The organism is Streptomyces sp. CY-1 (assembly GCF_047218265.1).
Taxonomy (GTDB): domain Bacteria; phylum Actinomycetota; class Actinomycetes; order Streptomycetales; family Streptomycetaceae; genus Streptomyces; species Streptomyces niphimycinicus.
Map to the genome: position 1 here is coordinate 4,031,591 of NZ_CP178393.1, position 16,326 is coordinate 4,047,916.

Consider the following 16,326-nt stretch of genomic DNA (forward strand, 5'->3'; position numbering starts at 1 on the left):
GCGGTCGCGCAGTCCAGCAGAGGACGTCGCCGGCACTCGTGCACTGCCTCCACGTACGACAGCTCGACGTACGGCTCTGCAAGATCCACTCGGGACGGTGCGGCCACCTACGCTCAGTACGTCGCCTTCTGCGGCACGGAATGCTTGAGCTGTTTGGTTCCCCGCCGGGAGGACTGTTCGCCGCGCATTGAGGAGCCCGGGTTCCCGATAGGTCGCCGGGGCGGGATTCGAGAGGGGGGCGGCTAGCCGGTCACCGTCCACGCGAAGTTCGCCAGGTTCGTGGCGAACCACCCGTCAACCAGCTCCATCACCCGATCGATATACGCGGCATCGAAGTACTCGGAGCCCATGATTGGTCGGATGCCCTGGTTGGCCAGGCAGTCCAGGACGTGTCGCTCGACATCGCGAGCTGCGCCGACGGGCAGGTCGGTTATGAGCCTGCGGACTTGCCCCAGGCCGTGCTGGCTGCGGTGGGTATCAAGCCGTCCTTGCCCGTCACCCGAGGAGATTCCGGGCTTCACCATGGCCCCGTCGGTCACCACGTAGTACACGGTTGGTTCGGGGCGAAGGCCTGCTCCGCTGCATCGGGCGCACAGCAACTCGCGCTTCAACCCGGTGTTGATGCCCGCCGAGGTCAGGTGCCCGGCAACGCAGCACAGACGCACGGTCTGGGCGATGCGGTCCGACATGACGTCCAGGATCATCACGTTCTGCTCGCGGGCGCGGCGCCTGAACTCAACGAGCTTGGGCGTCTGCGAGATGCGATGACACGTACCGCAGGGGTCGCCAGTGCCGTCGGGACCTGTGGTGAATCCGTAGGTACACCCCGGTACGCGCCCGGGAGTTCGTGGATTCATCGCGGTGATGGTGAACTCATGCCCGTGCAGGCAGCGAACCTGTTTCGCCGGATACCCGTTGGGGGATGCGGCGTCGGCCAGGATACGGAGATCGGTCTCGATGGCGTAGGTAGCGAACGACGCCTGGGCGGCTTCTTCCCACCGCTTGCGCGCGCAGTGCTCGCATTCCTCCAGTGCCCTGGGGAAGGCTGCCAGATCGGCCCTTCCCGGCACTGCCATGTGCTTCATTGCTGCATCCAGGAGGAACACGCTCCCCTGGGGTGCCTGGACGATCGTGCTGCCGAGCTTGGGGTGCAGCGCGGTCACGGGGGTTACCTGAGTCGTGTGCCCTGCGTCGCAGGACAGCGTCACGTGGTCCAGGATGCCGCTCGGCTCGCTCCGTACCGTCCAGCCCAGTTCGTAAGCCCGCGTGGCAAAGAGAGCGGTGACGGCCGCCTCGGCACGGGCAAGCAGCCGGGCAGAGCGCAGCGCGTCCTCGGGCGAAGGCGCGGCGGTCCGTGGGTCGTCACTCATGTCGTCCTCCATCTCAACGGGCGCGCCGGCGCAAGCGCTTGGACGAGGTTGAGAGTCGCATGGCCCACTGACAAAGGGCGCAGGTGCCTGCCCGGTCGCCGCGTGGAGGGGGATTCACCGTCGGAGATGCAGAAGCGACGGGGCTCGCTTTCAAAGGCCTCGGAGGGATGGCAAAGGACCAAGACGGCTGAGGTTGGCGAAATCCCGTCGCGGCGGTGATCGGGGGCACGACAATGGTGTGCCCCGCACCACAGGCCAGGCAGCACTCGGCGAGTTCGTGTACGACGACCCGGAGGAACAGGGCACATGGCGTTCAAGCGGTTGTCCGGGGCGGCGGGGATTCCCGCCGACCCGGAGCAGCTCTACCGTCAGTTGGCTCTCGTCAACGACGGCCCGGCGAATCTGTGGCTGCACCAGGGCGATGTCCTGCGGTCCTGGCACGCCGACCACCTCAAGACGCCAGATGTGGCCATTGAGTTGCCGACCGGCGCGGGCAAGACTCTGGTGGGCGGACTCATCGGCGAGTACCGGCGGCGTGCGCACGGCGAACGCGTCGTCTACCTGTGCCCGACCCGGCAGCTTGCGAAGCAGACCGCCGAGAAGCTCACCCAGTACGGCATCCCCAACGTCCTGCTCACCGGCAGGGTCCGCACGTGGAACGCGGCGGACCGCAGCCGCTACACCTCGGCCAACGCCATCGCGGTGAGCGTCTACAGCCACGTCTTCAACGCCAACCCGGCTCTCGATGACGCGCAACTGCTGCTGCTCGATGACGCGCACGCCGCCGAGGGGTACGTGGCCGGTCCCTGGAGCCTGGAGGTCAGCCGCGACGAACAAAGCGCCTACCGCGACGTGCTCTCCGCGCTGGCCGACGCCCTTGACCCGCTCGTCCTGGCGCGGCTGCGCGCGGACGCACCCGATGGCCAGTACCGCAACAGCGTCTACCTTGCCTCACCGGTCGGGGTGGCTGCCCAGGCCGGACACCTGGAGGAGGCTTTGTCCACGGCCGCTGCCGCCGGCAAGATCAGCGACGAGGCGGGATACGCGCTGCGGCTGCTGCGGGGCCACCTCGGCCAGTGCATGATCTACCTGTCCTACCGCCGACTGCTGATCCGACCGCTGATTGCGCCCACGCTGTTCCACGCCCCCTTCAACGACCCTGCCCGCCGGGTCTACATGAGCGCCACGCTCGGCGCCGGCGGCGAACTGGAACGCGTCTTCGGCCGGCGGGGGATCACGCGCATCCCCATCCCCAAGGGCTGGGAGAAGCAAGGAACGGGCCGTCGCCTGTTCTGCTTCCCGCAGCTGACCAGTGACCTGTCGGCCGCACCGGCCAAGGTCGGCCCCTGGGTCGCCGATGTCATCGCCCGGCACGGTCGTGCTGTCGTCCTGACCCCGGACACGCGGGCCGCCAACTCCTTCACCCGCAATCGCATCCCGGACGGCTATGAGGTCCTTGGGGCCGAAGACGTCGAGGACGACCTGAAGGTGTTCACCCAGGAGCCGGCGGCGGCCCTGGTGCTGAACAACCGCTACGACGGCATCGACCTGCCCGATGACGACTGCCGCCTGGTCGTGCTGGCCGGGCTGCCCGCCCGCGGCGATCTGCAAGAACGCTTCCTGCACGGATCCCTGGGCGCGGTCGAGGTCCTCCAGGAGCGCATCCGGGCCCGCATCATGCAGGGCTCCGGCCGGGCCACCCGCAACGCGCGCGACTATGCCGCCGTACTGCTCCTCGACGACGACCTCGTCTCCTATGTGACCCGACGCGACGTCCAGGAGGCCATGCACCCGGAGATCCACGCCGAACTCGACTTCGGCTACACCAACAGCATCGGCGCGACCTCCACCGAGATGCTCGACAACCTGAAGGTGTTCCTCGCGCACGATCAGGAGTGGCGGGACGTCGACCAGGACATCGTCGAGGCCCGAGACCACTACGAACGCGCCGATGCACCCGGCGCGGCCGAGCTCCAGCGCTCGGTACGCGACGAAGTCGCCGCATGGGACGCGATCTGGCAGAGCGAGTGGCAACGCGCCCTCGACCTCATCCGTAAGGTCCTCGACGCACTGCGCGGCGGACGGGCACCGCAGCGCTATGCGGCCTTGTGGAACTATCTCGCCTCCTGCATCGCGCAGCGCCTCGCCGAGCAGACCGGCGACACGGCCCTGCACGCCGCGGCCGCGAAGTTCTACAACGACGCTCGCAACGCGGGCCGCGGAACAACATGGCTCTCCCACCTGGCAGCCCCCGTGGAGAAGGCCACCGCTCCGGCCCTGCCGGCCGTCGACCCGCTCGACGAGCAGGCCATGCACGGCGTACTCACCCATGCCGTCCGCCTGGCCAGGCCCGCGGTCTTCGACACCGAGGTCCACCGCGCCCGAGCGGCGCTCGCGGACACGCCCCGAAAGCCCTACGAGGCCGCCCTGGTCCTCCTCGGACAGCTCGCCGGTGCCCAGGTGAGCGAGGGTGATGGGAACAACGACGCCGCGCCGGACGCCACCTGGATCTTCGGCACCACCCTGTGGGTCACCTGGGAAGCCAAGAGCGAGGCCGAGCCCGCCGGCGAACTCGGCGCCGGAGATGTACGGCAGGCCGGAAGCCACCTGCGCTTCGCCGCCGCTCGGCGCGGCCAGGCCGTGCCGGGCGACTCTCCCGCCTTCCTCCTCACCCCTCAAGAACGCATCCATCCCAGCGCCCACGCCGTCGCCGAGAGCCACCTCTACCTCGTGCGCCCGCACGAGGTCCTGGATCTGTTCGACCGCCTGGTCCGCGCCTGGCGCACCGCGCGCACCCGTGACCTGGCCTCGCTATCGGCCCAGGATCTCCTTGCCGTCTTCAACGCCGAAGGCGCGCTGCCCTCGCAGTGGCTTCCGCGGCTGCGCACCCAGCCCATCTACACGAGCACGGAGGGGATGCAGCCCGCCTGAGGTGTGCCCCCTCGCCCGTGGCCGAAGGGGGCCCGTCGTGGGCGCCTGCTCCTTTCCGGGCCAGCGGGCGGTTACGCGGGGTTGTCCGGGTGCCGGCTGATCCAGGACAGGCCGATCGGATCCAGGTGGTGGCGGGCGCGGGTGACATCGCAGCCTGAGAGGCTGCCATGTGACCTCATGGCCGTTACGGGCCTGCTGTTGGACGAGGATCGCTGCTCGGAAGAAGCGATAACCGATGCCAACGGAACTGGGAAGACAGTCCGGTTGCGGAGATCACCAACACCCTCACTCCGCTACCGCTCTGTGCCACCAGGATCGAAAGCCATCGCACCGAACGCTGCATCCACGCCTTTGCCAGCGAGCCGAAGGACATATCGGCACGCACGACGGCACCGCACTGCGGCGCGAGCAGAAACTCGACTCCGCCTGCATCGCCACAGGCGGCCCCGCCCCTCATCTGAGTCAGCGCTCCGGAGGCAATGCATCTAGACCAACAAGAACTGGTAACGGAGGCCGAGGACCGCCTTGTTCGCCTTGCGCCCAGGCGAAAAGATCAGAATCCAGTGATCACACCATCAAGGGGGAAGAGATCGGTGAGCACCTCACTGCTGTCACCGGCCGGATGGCTTGTGCTCGGGCTGCCCTGGCCGACCGAGACCCACGACGGCTGGGGAGAATGCGCGGTCGCCATCGCGCCGCCGATGATCCCCCGCTCTCTCGTCAGCCAGGGCGCCGGCATTGCGCTCGACCTCGCCACAGGCCTGGCCCGCGATTCGAACGACGGCCCCGGTAGAGCGGTGTTCTTCTCAGACGTCACCCTATGGCTCGATAAGCAGGGCAAGTCGTGGCCAGACCTCGGCATCGACCACGACGCGGTCATCGACGAACTGCTCAACGCCCGCGTCCCGCAGCTCTACCTCACGCTCACGCACAAGGCCCACGCCATCCTGTGTGACGCCAGCCGTGAAGGCCTGCGCCTGCACTACCCGGGCGGCGACATCGAACACGTCACCCCCCAGGTCCGGCGCGATGTCCACGACGGAATCGCCCAGAGCCTCCTGCGGGACTGGCCGCCCTACATCCAGGGACTCACCGACAGCGGCGCCCTGCAGACCAGGTGAACCACATACACGAGGGCCGCCCCATCCTGGCCTTCCTGAGCGACGAGCCACGGCTTCGCTGGCCTGAGTGCGGAGTCCCGGGGGACCATGGCGCCTGCTTCGGCGTGCCGTGGGCGCCGTACGACAGGTGCCTTGCCCACCTGCCACCAGAGGACAAACGCCGAGCGCTCGGAGCCCTATCGCCCGGCGCCGCGGTGGACTGCCGTGGCGTGCCTTTCACGCGCGAACTGCTCGAGGAGCTAAAGGATGCGGTCGACAGCACCTTCGGCGAGGCAGACTTCGGCCGCGCCCGCTTCCCCGAGCTGGCCGACTTCACGGGCGTCACGTTCACCGGTGAGGCCTTCTTCTGGCTTGCCCACTTCGTCGATGACGCCCTATTCGACGAGGTCACCTTCAAGAGCGACGCCGTCTTCGAGGAAGCCGTCTTCGAGGTGGGAGGCGCCTTCGAGCACGTGGACTTCCAGGGCTCGGCGTGGTTCCAAGACACTCTCTTCGGCTCGGACGCCGACTTCGAGCACGCCAGATTCTCCAGCGGAGCCTTGTTCTCCCGCGCCCACATGTTCGGCGAGGCTGCCTTCCACGCTGTGACATTCACCGAGGGGATCGTCTTCGTCTCGGTACAGGTCGAAGAGAGGGCACGATTCAGCGAGGTGACGTTCGACCAAGACGCCGTCTTCGCCGGGGCCCACTTCAAAGGCGACGTCGACTTCGCAGACACGACATTCACCGGCCCCTTGGTCGGCCCCATCGTCTGCGGCGGCATGCTGGATCTGAGCCAGGCCGTCCTCACCTGCCCGATCCGCACCCGGATCGCCGCCGCGCACATTCTCTTCCAGGCCACGCAGGTCAACACGACGCTCACCCTCGACGTCCGCTACGCCGACGTCAGCCTGCAGGACGCCGTTCTCTCCCAGCCCGTCGCCATCAACTTCCACCCCGCGCCGTTCTCCTTCAAGAACGACCCACTCCCCGAAGAGCCGCTGACTGGGCAAGACCCACGGCCGCTGATCGTCATGCTGGCGGGTGTGGACGCCGCCTTCCTCTCGCTGTCCGGAGTGGACTTGTCCGCCTGCCGGTTCACCGGCGCCCATCACCTCGACCAGCTTCGCTTCGAAGGACACGTCCCCTTCAGCGAACCGCCGAGCCCTTGGACCCGCCGTCGGACCATTGTCGAGGAACATCACTGGCGTGCCCTCCCCATGCCCGGCCGCCGTACCGCACGGACCCGCGGCTGGCAGCCGGGCCCAGCCCACCCCAACCCGGCCGTGCCCCCCGGGCCTAAGGAGCTGGCCGCCACGTACCGGCAGCTGCGCAAAGCCCTGGAGGACGCCAAGAACGAGCCCGGCGCGGCAGACTTCTACTACGGCGAGATGGAGATGCGCCGCCTAGACCCCGATACCCCCTTCGGTGAACGACTCCTGCTGCGCGCCTACTGGCTCGTCTCCGGCTATGGCCTGCGGGCTTCCCGGGCCTTGGCCGCACTCGTGGTCGCGATGACCCTGACCGTAGTGCTGATGATGCTGTGGGGCCTGCCCGCCCCGAAGCCGCAACAGACAGCGGTTGGCACCATGCCCGCCCCCGGCAGCCAGATCCATCTAGTGATCGACAAGAGCGACCCCGCCCTGTCAGGACCGATCGGCCAGCGCTGGACCGCTGACCGCGCCAAGGACGCCGGGCACGTCGTACTGAACTCTGTAGTCTTCCGCTCCAGCGAGCAGGACCTCACCCCCGCTGGTACCTGGATCGAGATGTTCAGCCGCTTCAGCGAACCAGTCCTCCTCGGCCTAGCCGCACTAGCGGCGCGCGGACGGATCAAGCGCTGACGAGGCTGCGTCCTTTTTGGCACCAACGTTCCGATGCAATGATCCCCGCTCCCAGTGACAGACCAGGGGTCGAAGCTCGGCGACCCGTGATCGAGCTTAGCGCGCAATCTCGCCACTCAGGCTCATCGAAGCGTCTCAGGGGCCGCTGCCCCGATTCGTTCCTGAGAACCCGTCGACATCACCTGCCCTTCCAGGTCAATCACTTGCCAGCGTTGGGCCGAATGTCTCATGAGACATATTGAGCGCGAAGAACACTCCCATGTGTGCCACGACTTCGTACTGGGTGCCGATGTCGAGAGGGTCGAAGGCGTCTGCGGCCAGTACTTCGGTCTGCACGATCTTCCCGGACCCCAGGTGGAGTGCAACCCGCCGCCGGAACTTCGCGTCAGAGGTCCAGCCCAGGGTGATGTTGGGGAGTCTCAGGGTGGTGCCGGCCCGGACCACCAGCGGGAACCGGACGCTGTCGTGATCGTCGCGCAGCCACGCCTTTCCGCTGATGTTCAGCGAGGGCGGGGCGGTGAGGAGGATGCGGCGGATGTGGGCCAGTCCGTAGCGGGGCAGCATGCGCGCCTTCCACCTGAGCCGTTTCCACCGCATGCCGCCAGGTTCCAGCCAGAGGGTATATCCGACCAGGGACACGTCCTGTCGGCCGACGTTCACCACCGATGTCGAGACGATCCAGTCGCGGCCCCGGTGTTCACGTAACGCGAGGACCTGAACCCGGCCTCCCGTGAGTCGATGGCTCCATATCTGCCAGGCCACTCCCAGCGCACCGGTGGCCGCACCGAAAACGGCAAGTGCAGTAGTCCAACTCATGAGCAGCGAACGTATAGACCGGCCCGTCAGCACACCAGATGGCCTCGCGCCGACCTCGCTGTTTCGCGCCTGCGGACTACGGCCCGGCGTGAGCGGAGACGCCTGGGCGTCGTGCTGTAGGCAGAACGATGCCCTGTGCCTGTGCCGCCTTCCCCGGGCGGAGTGTCCACGGCACCGGCGCGGTCTCCGTCAGCCACGCGTTCGCCAGGAGGCGCTTGACGATGAAGCCGTGCAGCGAGTGCTTCACACTCCATCCCAGGCCCGAGCACAACTGCCGGTACGAGGGGCCGTGTCCGTGTTCGGCCCGGAAGTCCACCGTGAACTCAGCAGCAACAGCGCCGCGGTCCGGGTGCGTGTCCTTCCACTCGCCGTAGGCAGCCTTGACGTTCTTGGAGAAGAACTGGGGCCGGCAGGGGGTCATGAACGCCTCGGCGACCCGCTCCGAAGCAAGAGCGCACACGGCGCAGTACTCGACGGATTCGGCGTGCCGCCGCAGCGCCGGGGTGGCGGCGTTCTTCCACTGCGTCCACGCATCCATGTTGAACTGGAATCCCCGAGTCGAAGGGCGCACGGCCCCAGTGTTTGACTCCGGCGGCTCCGCCGCGTGCTCCTCCGGGGTGGGGCGGCGCATCCCGGACAGGTGGCGTACGGCGGGGTCGAGGCGGTAACGGTCGTCGGACACTTCGGCGAGGAAGCCCTTGCGTAGGAGATCCGGCAGGGCAGCCTGGCAGGCTTCGGGAAGGTCGGGTGGAATCTGACCTTGGAGCCGGGGCGTGCTGTGTGCGGCGAGGAACAGCCCTGCCAGCCGTGCGGCGGGAGGGAGCTTCTTGACCGGTTTGGCCGACAAGGTCTTGGTGGTCCATCCGGACACCCGTGAGCGGACGTTCTTCCCCAAGGGCAGGGGATGGCCGGTGTCCCGTGTGAGGTCCGGGACAGTAATGGGGATTGGAGTGGCGGGATCGCCGTCGAAGAGGGCGTCGTCGATCTGCCAGCCTAGGCCGCGGAGAGCATCGACGGCGCCATGGGCGTCGCCCAGCCGCAGAGCGGTCAGGTCGGTGCCGGTGAGGTTGCCGACGCCGCCGCGTGCGGCCCGGATGGCCACGACTACGGCGATGAGCTGTGCGTCGGGTCCGGGCAGGTCCAGTGAGGCCACGTAGCTCAACAGTGTGCGTGCGGCTTCGCCCTGTTGGCTCGTCAGGAGGAACGGCAGCGGCGGCGGGCTCCCGACCGGGCTGGTGCTGGCGTTGCTGGAACTGGATGTGGTCTTCGGCACAACCTGTCCAACGCGTGCCGAAGACCGCCGGTCACTGCGCGTACCTCGCCTGGAGCGACATCGCGCCGCCCCTTTCACTCGCGCAGCCCAGCATCCAGCGACGTAGCAGCACCCGCCAGGGGGTTGGCGTCAACCCGGTGCCTACTCGAGGGATCGGCGCACCGATGGGTCTGGCAGCTGATGCCGTGTACCCGGCCGTGGTTCCAGGGCGCAGCAGTTGGCTCGCGGCTGCAGCGTCAGTGGTCGAGAGACGCGATCCCGGCGGCCGTGGCCTTCTGGGCACCGGAGGCGAGGCTGCTGGGGGCGCCGATGCGGCCCAGGGCGTCCCACTGCTCGGGGGTGACCAGGACATCGATCTTGATGTCCTCCACGGGGTCGAAGGTGCCGTCGGCGCGCTTGTCGAAGAACGTGCCGCGGCCCGCCCACAGGGACGTCAACTGTTCGATCACGCGGTCGTGCCACGGATCGGGCAGGTGCCCGCCCTTTTCGGCCGCCGCCTGAGCGATCACCTTCGCGGCCTCGCCCGCCGGCAGGGCGCCCAGCTCACGGATCAGCAGGGCCAGCCGCCGCGACAGGCCGTCCAGCGTGGAGGCGTAGTCGTCGACGTTCGTGTACAGCACGTCGTACACGTCGCGGTCCAGATCGTCGCGCACGCAGTCAGCCGCCACGTCGTCGACCGGGCGCTGCTGGAACGCGGCAGCACGCCGCAGGCGTCTGGCCGCCTGGCCGTCCACGCGTACGGTTGCGGCCAACTCGCCGCTGTCGTCGGGGTCAGGAGATGCCGAGTCAGGGTGCGGTGCTGGGGTGTCCATGGAGGGACGGTAGTACCCGCCGGCCGCCCGGTGCCGCTGACGCTCGCGGCCTGGCCACGCGGACCGGTGCGCACCGTCCCAGGCATCCCGCTATCGCCGGCTGCAGCCGCCAGCGGGACGTTCCGGGCCGGTGGCACAGTCAGTACTCATCATCGGCGGGGTCTCGTGGGCGGTGCAGGGGGATCACTCTGCCGCCGGAGGCGGCGACCTCCTGCCGAAGCAGTGTGTTGTCGTGGTGGAGAGCGGCGATCGCCGTGGCGGCGGCGTCGAGGCGGCGCTGGAGCGTGGTGCACTGACGGGTCTTCTCGGCGAGCTTGCGATTGAGGTCGCGGATCTCCTCGTCCCGGCGGGCTTCTCCGGGGGTGGCGCTGCCGTGCTGGGCGAGGTGAGCATCCCATTCGGCGAGGATGGCCTGGGCACGGTTCATGGTGGCTCGGCTCACCCCGGCCTCCCGCCACAGATTCTGCTTGCTGAGCCGGCCGTCGGTTCGCTGGGGTTTTCCCGCGAACAGCCGTTGCATCGCGGCACGCAGTGCTTTGGCGGTCTCTTCGGTGACGCCGTCAGCCGTCAGTGTCCGATCGGCGGGGCCGGTCACGTGTTCTCCTCCTTGACCTGGGCGAGGACGGCGTCGGCGCGCTCGACCTCGCGACAGATGACAGCCTTGCGGGCCGCGGGCAGGCGGCGGGTTTCCAGCAGCTTGAGCTGTGTGCGCTTGTGCGAGTCGTAGATGGGGACGTGCTCGATACCGATCATGCTGTTGTGGCATCGGTCGGGGCGGCACCGCCAGTCCAGCGGGCCGGTGTGCCCCTCGGGGATGATCGTGTTCTCCCGGCAGACGGCCCCTTGCGGGTTCGCCTCGTCGAACAGGCAGTTGTTGAGCATGCCGAACCGGATGGTGATCCGGGCCTTGCGCAGCAGGTCGTCCTCGACTCGGGCATCGCCGCCGTTGGCCTTGACGGTGGCGATGATGTCGTCGAACACTTCCTTGACCCGTTCCGCACCGCCGCCGTAGCCGATCGGTTTGCCGTCCTTGTACTGGCCGTAGAGGTCCTTGAAGCGGCGGAACCGGGTGGCTTCCAGGACGGTTTCCAGCAGCTCGGCCCACTGGGTGTCGCCGGCCGCGTAGGACTGGGTGGTGCGGTTGGCCAGGGCGCGTGCGGCGACGTGTTTGAGCTGGATCCCCAGGGCGATCTCGGAGCCGGGGAACTGGTCGGTGAGCATGGCCATGGTGTGGCGGAACATATGTGGACGAACCTTGCCTTCGGGGATCTCGTCCAGTCCCGACCAGGCCCGGCCGGAGTTCACCTCGTTGATGAATGCGTCGATCATCTGGTCGCCGTGGACGGCCTCGGTAGTCTCGGGCCTCTTCATCGGGGAGAAGACGCGTTCGTCGTGGACCGAGACGATCTCGGCCAGGGTGATCGCCTCGGCAGCGGGTTCGATGATCCACCAGTGTTTGCCCGGCCGGCCTGCTCGTCCCTTGTCCAGGTGCGACTTGATCGCCGGGGCGTTGTAGTGCTGGACGACGGAACCGCGCCTGATCTCGTGGATCTCGCTGTCGCGCATCATGGACAGTGCCGCGACCAGGCAGAATGCGGCGTCCCTGAGCCTGACCAGCATGCGCGTCAATGCCCTGGGATCGAGGCCGGGATGCCAGGGGCCGACAGTGCCGTCCGCCTGGGTCACCTCGACCAGATCGTGGATCAGGCCGGAGGTCGTGGGGTGCCCGGCGTCGAGGGCAGCCCAGACCTTCTCGCGCCGGCGCATCCCGGACGGCAGCGCTGCGGTGAACAGACCGGATCCCTTGGAGGAGCTGAACCCCATGAACAGGGCCAGCAGGTTCCAGTTGACGCCCTCGTGTTTCTTGCCGAGGGAGGACCCGGAGTGGGTCGGATCGTGCAGCGGGATCCGGTTGCCGGGGTCGGCGAGCCAGGCGTCGAGGAGCTCGTCCGCCTCGCCGCGGCGATCGGTGCTGGTCCTCGCGATCGCACGGAGCTGCTGGTAGCGGGTCATGGCGCGCAGGACGTCGGGGGCGAAGGTGTGCACATAGATCCAGGCCGCCCTGACCAGCGGAAACCATACCTCTGGTGCGATGGTGGGGGTGGACAGGTCGTGTGTCACCTCGTACTTGGCGGCCTTGCGTGCGCTCATGCCGTGCCAGGGGTCCACGGCCGGGCCGCCCAGGGCGAGGGCGGGGCCGATCTCGTGGAGGAACTTCGCGACGACGATGTAGTTCATCAACGTGCCGGGCTTGCGGCCCTTCTCGCGCAGCCACTTGATGAACCGGCGCAAGTCCGTATCCCGCCAGGTCCCCATCCGGGCCGGCAATTCCTGCTTATCCGCCCATCTGGCCAGCGTGCGCAGGGCGGATACCCGGCGGATGGCGGTCTGCACGTCGAAGGGCTCGGGGGCGAGATGGACCCCTGCGTCGATCAGCGCCTCATGCCGCGGGTTGGCCATGATCATGAAGGTTTCCCGGGCCGTGAGGTTCCACTCGGGATCGTTCAGCCCGTTGCTGAAGGTGGCCCGCCAGCCGCACTCGGGGACGTTGGCGTTGCGGCGGACCACGCCGTTGAAGTCCCAGATGTCCACGTGCCCGAACAGCGGCGAGTCGGCGTCGCCCAGCAGGGAGTGGCTCTGGATGACCGGCTCGTCGTCCGTGAAGATCGAGCCGGGCAGTGGTCGGGCTGCGGGTGTACTCATGCGTCGAACTCCACGTGTGCGGCCAGCGGAAGGGACAGGGTGATGCCGCCCTCGGCGATGTGCTTGCGGGCCAGTGCGGTCTCCTGCTCGGTGCGGTCCTCCAGTACCGCCTGCAGGTTGACGTAGGACTGTCCCCACAGTGCGGTGAAGTGCTGCGGGGCCAGCCGCTGCCGGATGCGCTCCACGTGGTCGCTGAACAGCAGGAGTTGAGGAAGCTGGCTGGGCAGCACCCAGGCGTTGCGGCATTCCAGGCAGCGCAGCGGGGCGACCGCACAGAGCTCTCCGGCGGGGCTGAACGGCGAGTCGTAGGGGTTCTTGCAGTGAGTGACTCCCATGTCCAGTTCGCCCTGGACCAGGTCATCGGCTTCCTTCTCGCTCAGGCCGAGGGCCTGAAGCTGTGTGCTCTCCTCGGCGGCCTGTGCGGCCTCCTGGGACAGCACGGTCGGCCCTTCGAGGGCCTTGCTGAACCAGTGGTCCTGGGCGGAGTTGATCACCTCGGCGGAGATCACGCGCAGGGTCGTGCCCTGCGCGTAGTGGCCTTTAAACGTCTCCTCGTAGTGGTCGTCGGCGGCCTCGTGGATGTGGCCGCGGGAGGCGACGACCTTCTCCACCTTGCCAGACTTGCGCAGGCGCCTGACGTCGGTTTTTCCCTCGACGGTGACCCCGTGGACCTCCAGCCACCTGCTGAAGCGGGCCAGTGGGGCCTCGGGGTTCCACTCGCAGAACTTCAGTTCACGGTCCACGTCCACCGCCGCCCGCACGAACAGATTCCCCTCCGGGTCGGCGGCCCGCTGCCGTGCGCGTTCGGTCACGGCCATCAGGCGCCTGACGATCGCGCCGGGCTCGCGGCGGGGCCGGTCGGTGAATTCCTTGGTCTCGATCACGTCCGCCATCTCGAGCGAGGTGTCCTTGAAGGCGCGGTAGTAGCGGCGCTTCGCGCGCTTGCGTACCAGCGTCAGCCGCACTCCTCGGGGCGTGAACTCGACACCGTCCTCGGTGAGTTTGCTCACCTCCTCAGGCGGGTGCGCGGTGGCGTCGATCAGCAACACCCGGAAGGCGTGCAGGTCAAGGGTGCTCGGCCACAGCTGGGCGACCAGATGCCGGGTCAGCTCGATGCGGGCCGTCGTCACCGGCATGCTGCCGTCCGGCCGGCGGATACACGCGCGCAGTTCCTCGGTCCACCCCCGTGCCGGCCCCACGGCGTCGCTGATCTGCGCGGGTGTAACTGCCTCGTGAGCGAGTCCCCACAGCAGATCCGGGATGGACATCCACGATCCGTCGCCCGGGTGGCGGCCCTGTGCGGCCAGACGCCAGCCCGTCTCCAGGCGTTTCTCCAGCGCGAGCACGGCTGCCCAGGCTGCACGAACCATGGCCTGCTTCTCCGCACGGGAGAACTCATCGAGTTCTTCGTTCTCGCCGATCGGGACGCCGCTGCCGGCCTTGGCCAGCGCGGTCATACGCTCGGTGACCGGCCGCTCCGGGTGTTCCACCCGTCTGCGGATCAGAACCCGTACGGCGCCGGACAGGATGGCAGGCCGGTTGGAGTTGGGGGCGAACCCTGACGGCAGTTTCCTCTCCCAGGTGGCCATGGCCCGTGCCAGGTCGGGTTGATCTCTGCCCAGGGAGGCCCGGGCGGCGTCCTCGCCCAGCTGAGCATCCACCGACGTGCACAAATTGTCGATCGCCTGCTGATAGGACTGCACCGTCCCGGCCGCCAGCCCGGCGGCCTCCACGTACTCGACCCACTCGTCGGCCAGCTCCGCTGCCAGTTGCGAGCAGCTGTACACACTCGGCAGGACGCGGTTGGTCAGGTTGCGCCTCGTCGCACTCGACGTACGGATCACGCGCTCGCCGACCCTGCCCGCCACCGGATCCGGCGCCTCGGGGACGTCCGGGAAGTCCCTGGTGAACTCACCCCTGCGCGGCATCGGCCACCCCCCGCTTCTCCAGACGGAAAGCGTGCGAGGCGATCTCGGCGTACGTCGCCTCGCTGCCCAGCTCACCGACCCAGCCGCGGAAGGCCTCGTCGAACTCGTTGAGCAGGTCGTCGGTGTACTCGAGGTACTCGTACGTGGTGGCCGGGCTGGAATGCCCGAGTCTCCGGCTGACGATCAACAGCGGGTTCAGCCGCATGTGACTGGACAGGTAGGAGCGGTGCCGGCGGCGACGTGCAGCCGCGTCCGGCTCCTCGCCGTCCATCTGCCGCTCCAGGTAGTTGAGCATCTGCAGGGCGTAGGTGTGGCGAAGGTCGTGCCAGCGCCACCTCTTGCGCGGCAACCCAATGTGCTCGTCGGCGAGCGCGCTCATGCGGCGCCAGGCCGCGTGCCGGTAGCGCTTCCACGAGTCAGCTCCGGGCATCAGTCCGCCCTGGCAGATGAACACCGCCAGCGCCTCCAGGCCCACGTCCGTCTCATGCACCGTGATCCGCCGCAACTCCGGGTCCATAGCGGACATCTCGAGCACCTTCTCGATCCCGTCCAACACCCCGTAGACCAGGCCCGATTCGTGGTCAATGCGGGAGACGACGAACAGATCGCGGTGCCGCTTCTCCAGGCGCTTCGCCGAGGTGGCAGCCTGCTCGGGCCGCTCCAGCAGCAGGTAGGGCTCCAGTCCCTTCATCGAGTCGTCCGGCACGTAGATGGAGCGGGCCTTGCCGTACTTCGCGCAGGCCTGAACCGTGAACTCCACGTCCCTTACCGGGTGCCCCACGCCAATGCCCAGCTCGGGCAGCAGGACCGTCGCCCACTCCTGCCACCGCATCCCCGTTCCCAGCGCCAGGTCCGCCGCCGCGCGGTTGCGGTGCGGCGACCAGCCCCGAAACGACGAATCCACACGTGAGTCCGGAAGCTGGCCGCCCAGACCCACGTCGCGGAAGTACCGGTACTGCTCCAGAGTGAGGTGACGGATGTCCATCCGCTGCCTCAGCTTGGGCGCCAGCGGATTCCGCCCCCGGGAACCAACACGCACCGGCCGCTGCTTCACCAGCCCCACGTCATCCTTCAGGTAGCTGTAGAACCGGTCGAGGAGCTGGGACTCCTTGCCCCATGCCGCATCCTGAAGCGGCCGCCTCTGCAACACCGTACGAACCCGCTTGTAGGCCCTGACGTCGGACTCGGTAGCCGAGAGCACATCCCGCCCCCGATGTTCCTGATGATCGGAGTACCGGAAGAGGATCCGCCCGTACTCCTTCATCGTGCCCTTGGCCAACTCGTCGTTGGACAGGCTCCGACCCCACGAACAGTGCGGCTCGATGGGCATCATCGTCTCGTCATCGAGGTAGATCGGCATCCCGTCCGCAAGCGCCCGATCATCCAGAAGCGCTGCAACTTCTTCACCGGAGATGACCTCGCTCTCCAAGTAGCGCAGCACCAACTTTGAGTCTAAAAAGAACAGTTGCACCCTTTGCCCTCTCTGAGACAACAGTCATCGCAGAGATAGCAGAGGTCGCTGTAGCCACACCACTCCGACGCCGACGGG

The 16,326-nt window shown here is 67.9% G+C and carries 11 protein-coding genes; 3 read left to right on the forward strand and 8 right to left on the reverse strand.

Going from position 1 to position 16,326, the window contains the following annotated elements:
• Positions 1-242: 242 nt before the first annotated feature.
• Positions 243-1,370 (reverse strand): hypothetical protein, encoded by a 1,128-nt coding sequence (locus ACK1X7_RS17575; RefSeq protein WP_413115326.1) that lies wholly within the window; start codon positions 1,368-1,370, stop codon positions 243-245.
• Positions 1,371-1,676: 306 nt separating this feature from the next.
• On the opposite strand from ACK1X7_RS17575, the gene ACK1X7_RS17580 reads away from it, so the two are divergent.
• The 3 genes from ACK1X7_RS17580 to ACK1X7_RS17590 all read left to right on the forward strand — a co-directional run bounded on the left by ACK1X7_RS17580 (position 1,677) and on the right by ACK1X7_RS17590 (position 7,245).
• Complete coding sequence (locus ACK1X7_RS17580) at positions 1,677-4,301, forward strand: DEAD/DEAH box helicase (RefSeq protein WP_413115327.1); 2,625 nt, start codon at positions 1,677-1,679, stop codon at positions 4,299-4,301.
• 593 nt (positions 4,302-4,894) lie between these two features.
• On the forward strand, positions 4,895-5,422 hold the full coding sequence (locus ACK1X7_RS17585; protein WP_413115328.1) for a hypothetical protein: 528 nt from the start codon (positions 4,895-4,897) through the stop codon (positions 5,420-5,422).
• A 194-nt stretch (positions 5,423-5,616) separates the two neighbouring features.
• Positions 5,617-7,245 carry a pentapeptide repeat-containing protein gene (locus tag ACK1X7_RS17590; RefSeq protein WP_413115329.1) on the forward strand — a complete coding sequence of 543 codons (1,629 nt, stop codon included), beginning with the start codon at positions 5,617-5,619 and terminating at the stop codon, positions 7,243-7,245.
• Between the two features lie 195 nt (positions 7,246-7,440).
• On the opposite strand, the gene ACK1X7_RS17595 is transcribed toward ACK1X7_RS17590, so the two are convergent.
• The 7 genes from ACK1X7_RS17595 to ACK1X7_RS17625 form a co-directional block, all read right to left on the reverse strand.
• On the reverse strand, positions 7,441-7,842 hold the full coding sequence (locus ACK1X7_RS17595; RefSeq protein ID WP_413115330.1) for a hypothetical protein: 402 nt from the start codon (positions 7,840-7,842) through the stop codon (positions 7,441-7,443).
• Positions 7,843-8,137: 295 nt separating this feature from the next.
• On the reverse strand, positions 8,138-9,214 hold the full coding sequence (locus tag ACK1X7_RS17600; protein ID WP_413115331.1) for a hypothetical protein: 1,077 nt from the start codon (positions 9,212-9,214) through the stop codon (positions 8,138-8,140).
• A 356-nt stretch (positions 9,215-9,570) separates the two neighbouring features.
• Positions 9,571-10,146 (reverse strand): hypothetical protein, encoded by a 576-nt coding sequence (locus tag ACK1X7_RS17605; RefSeq protein ID WP_413115332.1) that lies wholly within the window; start codon positions 10,144-10,146, stop codon positions 9,571-9,573.
• 139 nt (positions 10,147-10,285) lie between these two features.
• Entirely contained in the window at positions 10,286-10,741 is a 456-nt protein-coding gene (locus ACK1X7_RS17610; RefSeq protein ID WP_413115333.1) for a hypothetical protein, read from the reverse strand.
• Positions 10,738-12,849, reverse strand: coding sequence for an integrase (locus tag ACK1X7_RS17615; protein ID WP_413115334.1), 2,112 nt, complete (start codon positions 12,847-12,849; stop codon positions 10,738-10,740). The genes ACK1X7_RS17610 and ACK1X7_RS17615 overlap by 4 nt, the downstream gene beginning before the upstream one ends.
• Complete coding sequence (locus ACK1X7_RS17620) at positions 12,846-14,777, reverse strand: hypothetical protein (protein ID WP_413115335.1); 1,932 nt, start codon at positions 14,775-14,777, stop codon at positions 12,846-12,848. The genes ACK1X7_RS17615 and ACK1X7_RS17620 overlap by 4 nt, the downstream gene beginning before the upstream one ends.
• The gene (locus tag ACK1X7_RS17625) at positions 14,761-16,218 is read right to left on the reverse strand and encodes a hypothetical protein (protein WP_413115336.1); all 1,458 of its coding nucleotides are present in this window, start codon (positions 16,216-16,218) and stop codon (positions 14,761-14,763) included. Before ACK1X7_RS17625 ends, ACK1X7_RS17620 begins: the two co-directional genes overlap by 17 nt.
• Between the last annotated feature and the right edge of the window lie 108 nt (positions 16,219-16,326).

What these genes read in the sequence shown, in the direction of transcription:
- ACK1X7_RS17580 (WP_413115327.1), top strand. Translation starts at nt 1,677, where the DNA reads ATGGCGTTCAAGCGGTTGTCCGGGGCGGCGGGGATTCCCGCCGACCCG.
- ACK1X7_RS17575 (WP_413115326.1), bottom strand. Translation starts at nt 1,370, where the DNA reads ATGAGTGACGACCCACGGACCGCCGCGCCTTCGCCCGAGGACGCGCTG.
- ACK1X7_RS17615 (WP_413115334.1), bottom strand. Translation starts at nt 12,849, where the DNA reads ATGAGTACACCCGCAGCCCGACCACTGCCCGGCTCGATCTTCACGGAC.
- ACK1X7_RS17605 (WP_413115332.1), bottom strand. Translation starts at nt 10,146, where the DNA reads ATGGACACCCCAGCACCGCACCCTGACTCGGCATCTCCTGACCCCGAC.
- ACK1X7_RS17595 (WP_413115330.1), bottom strand. Translation starts at nt 7,842, where the DNA reads ATGCGGTGGAAACGGCTCAGGTGGAAGGCGCGCATGCTGCCCCGCTAC.
- ACK1X7_RS17620 (WP_413115335.1), bottom strand. Translation starts at nt 14,777, where the DNA reads ATGCCGCGCAGGGGTGAGTTCACCAGGGACTTCCCGGACGTCCCCGAG.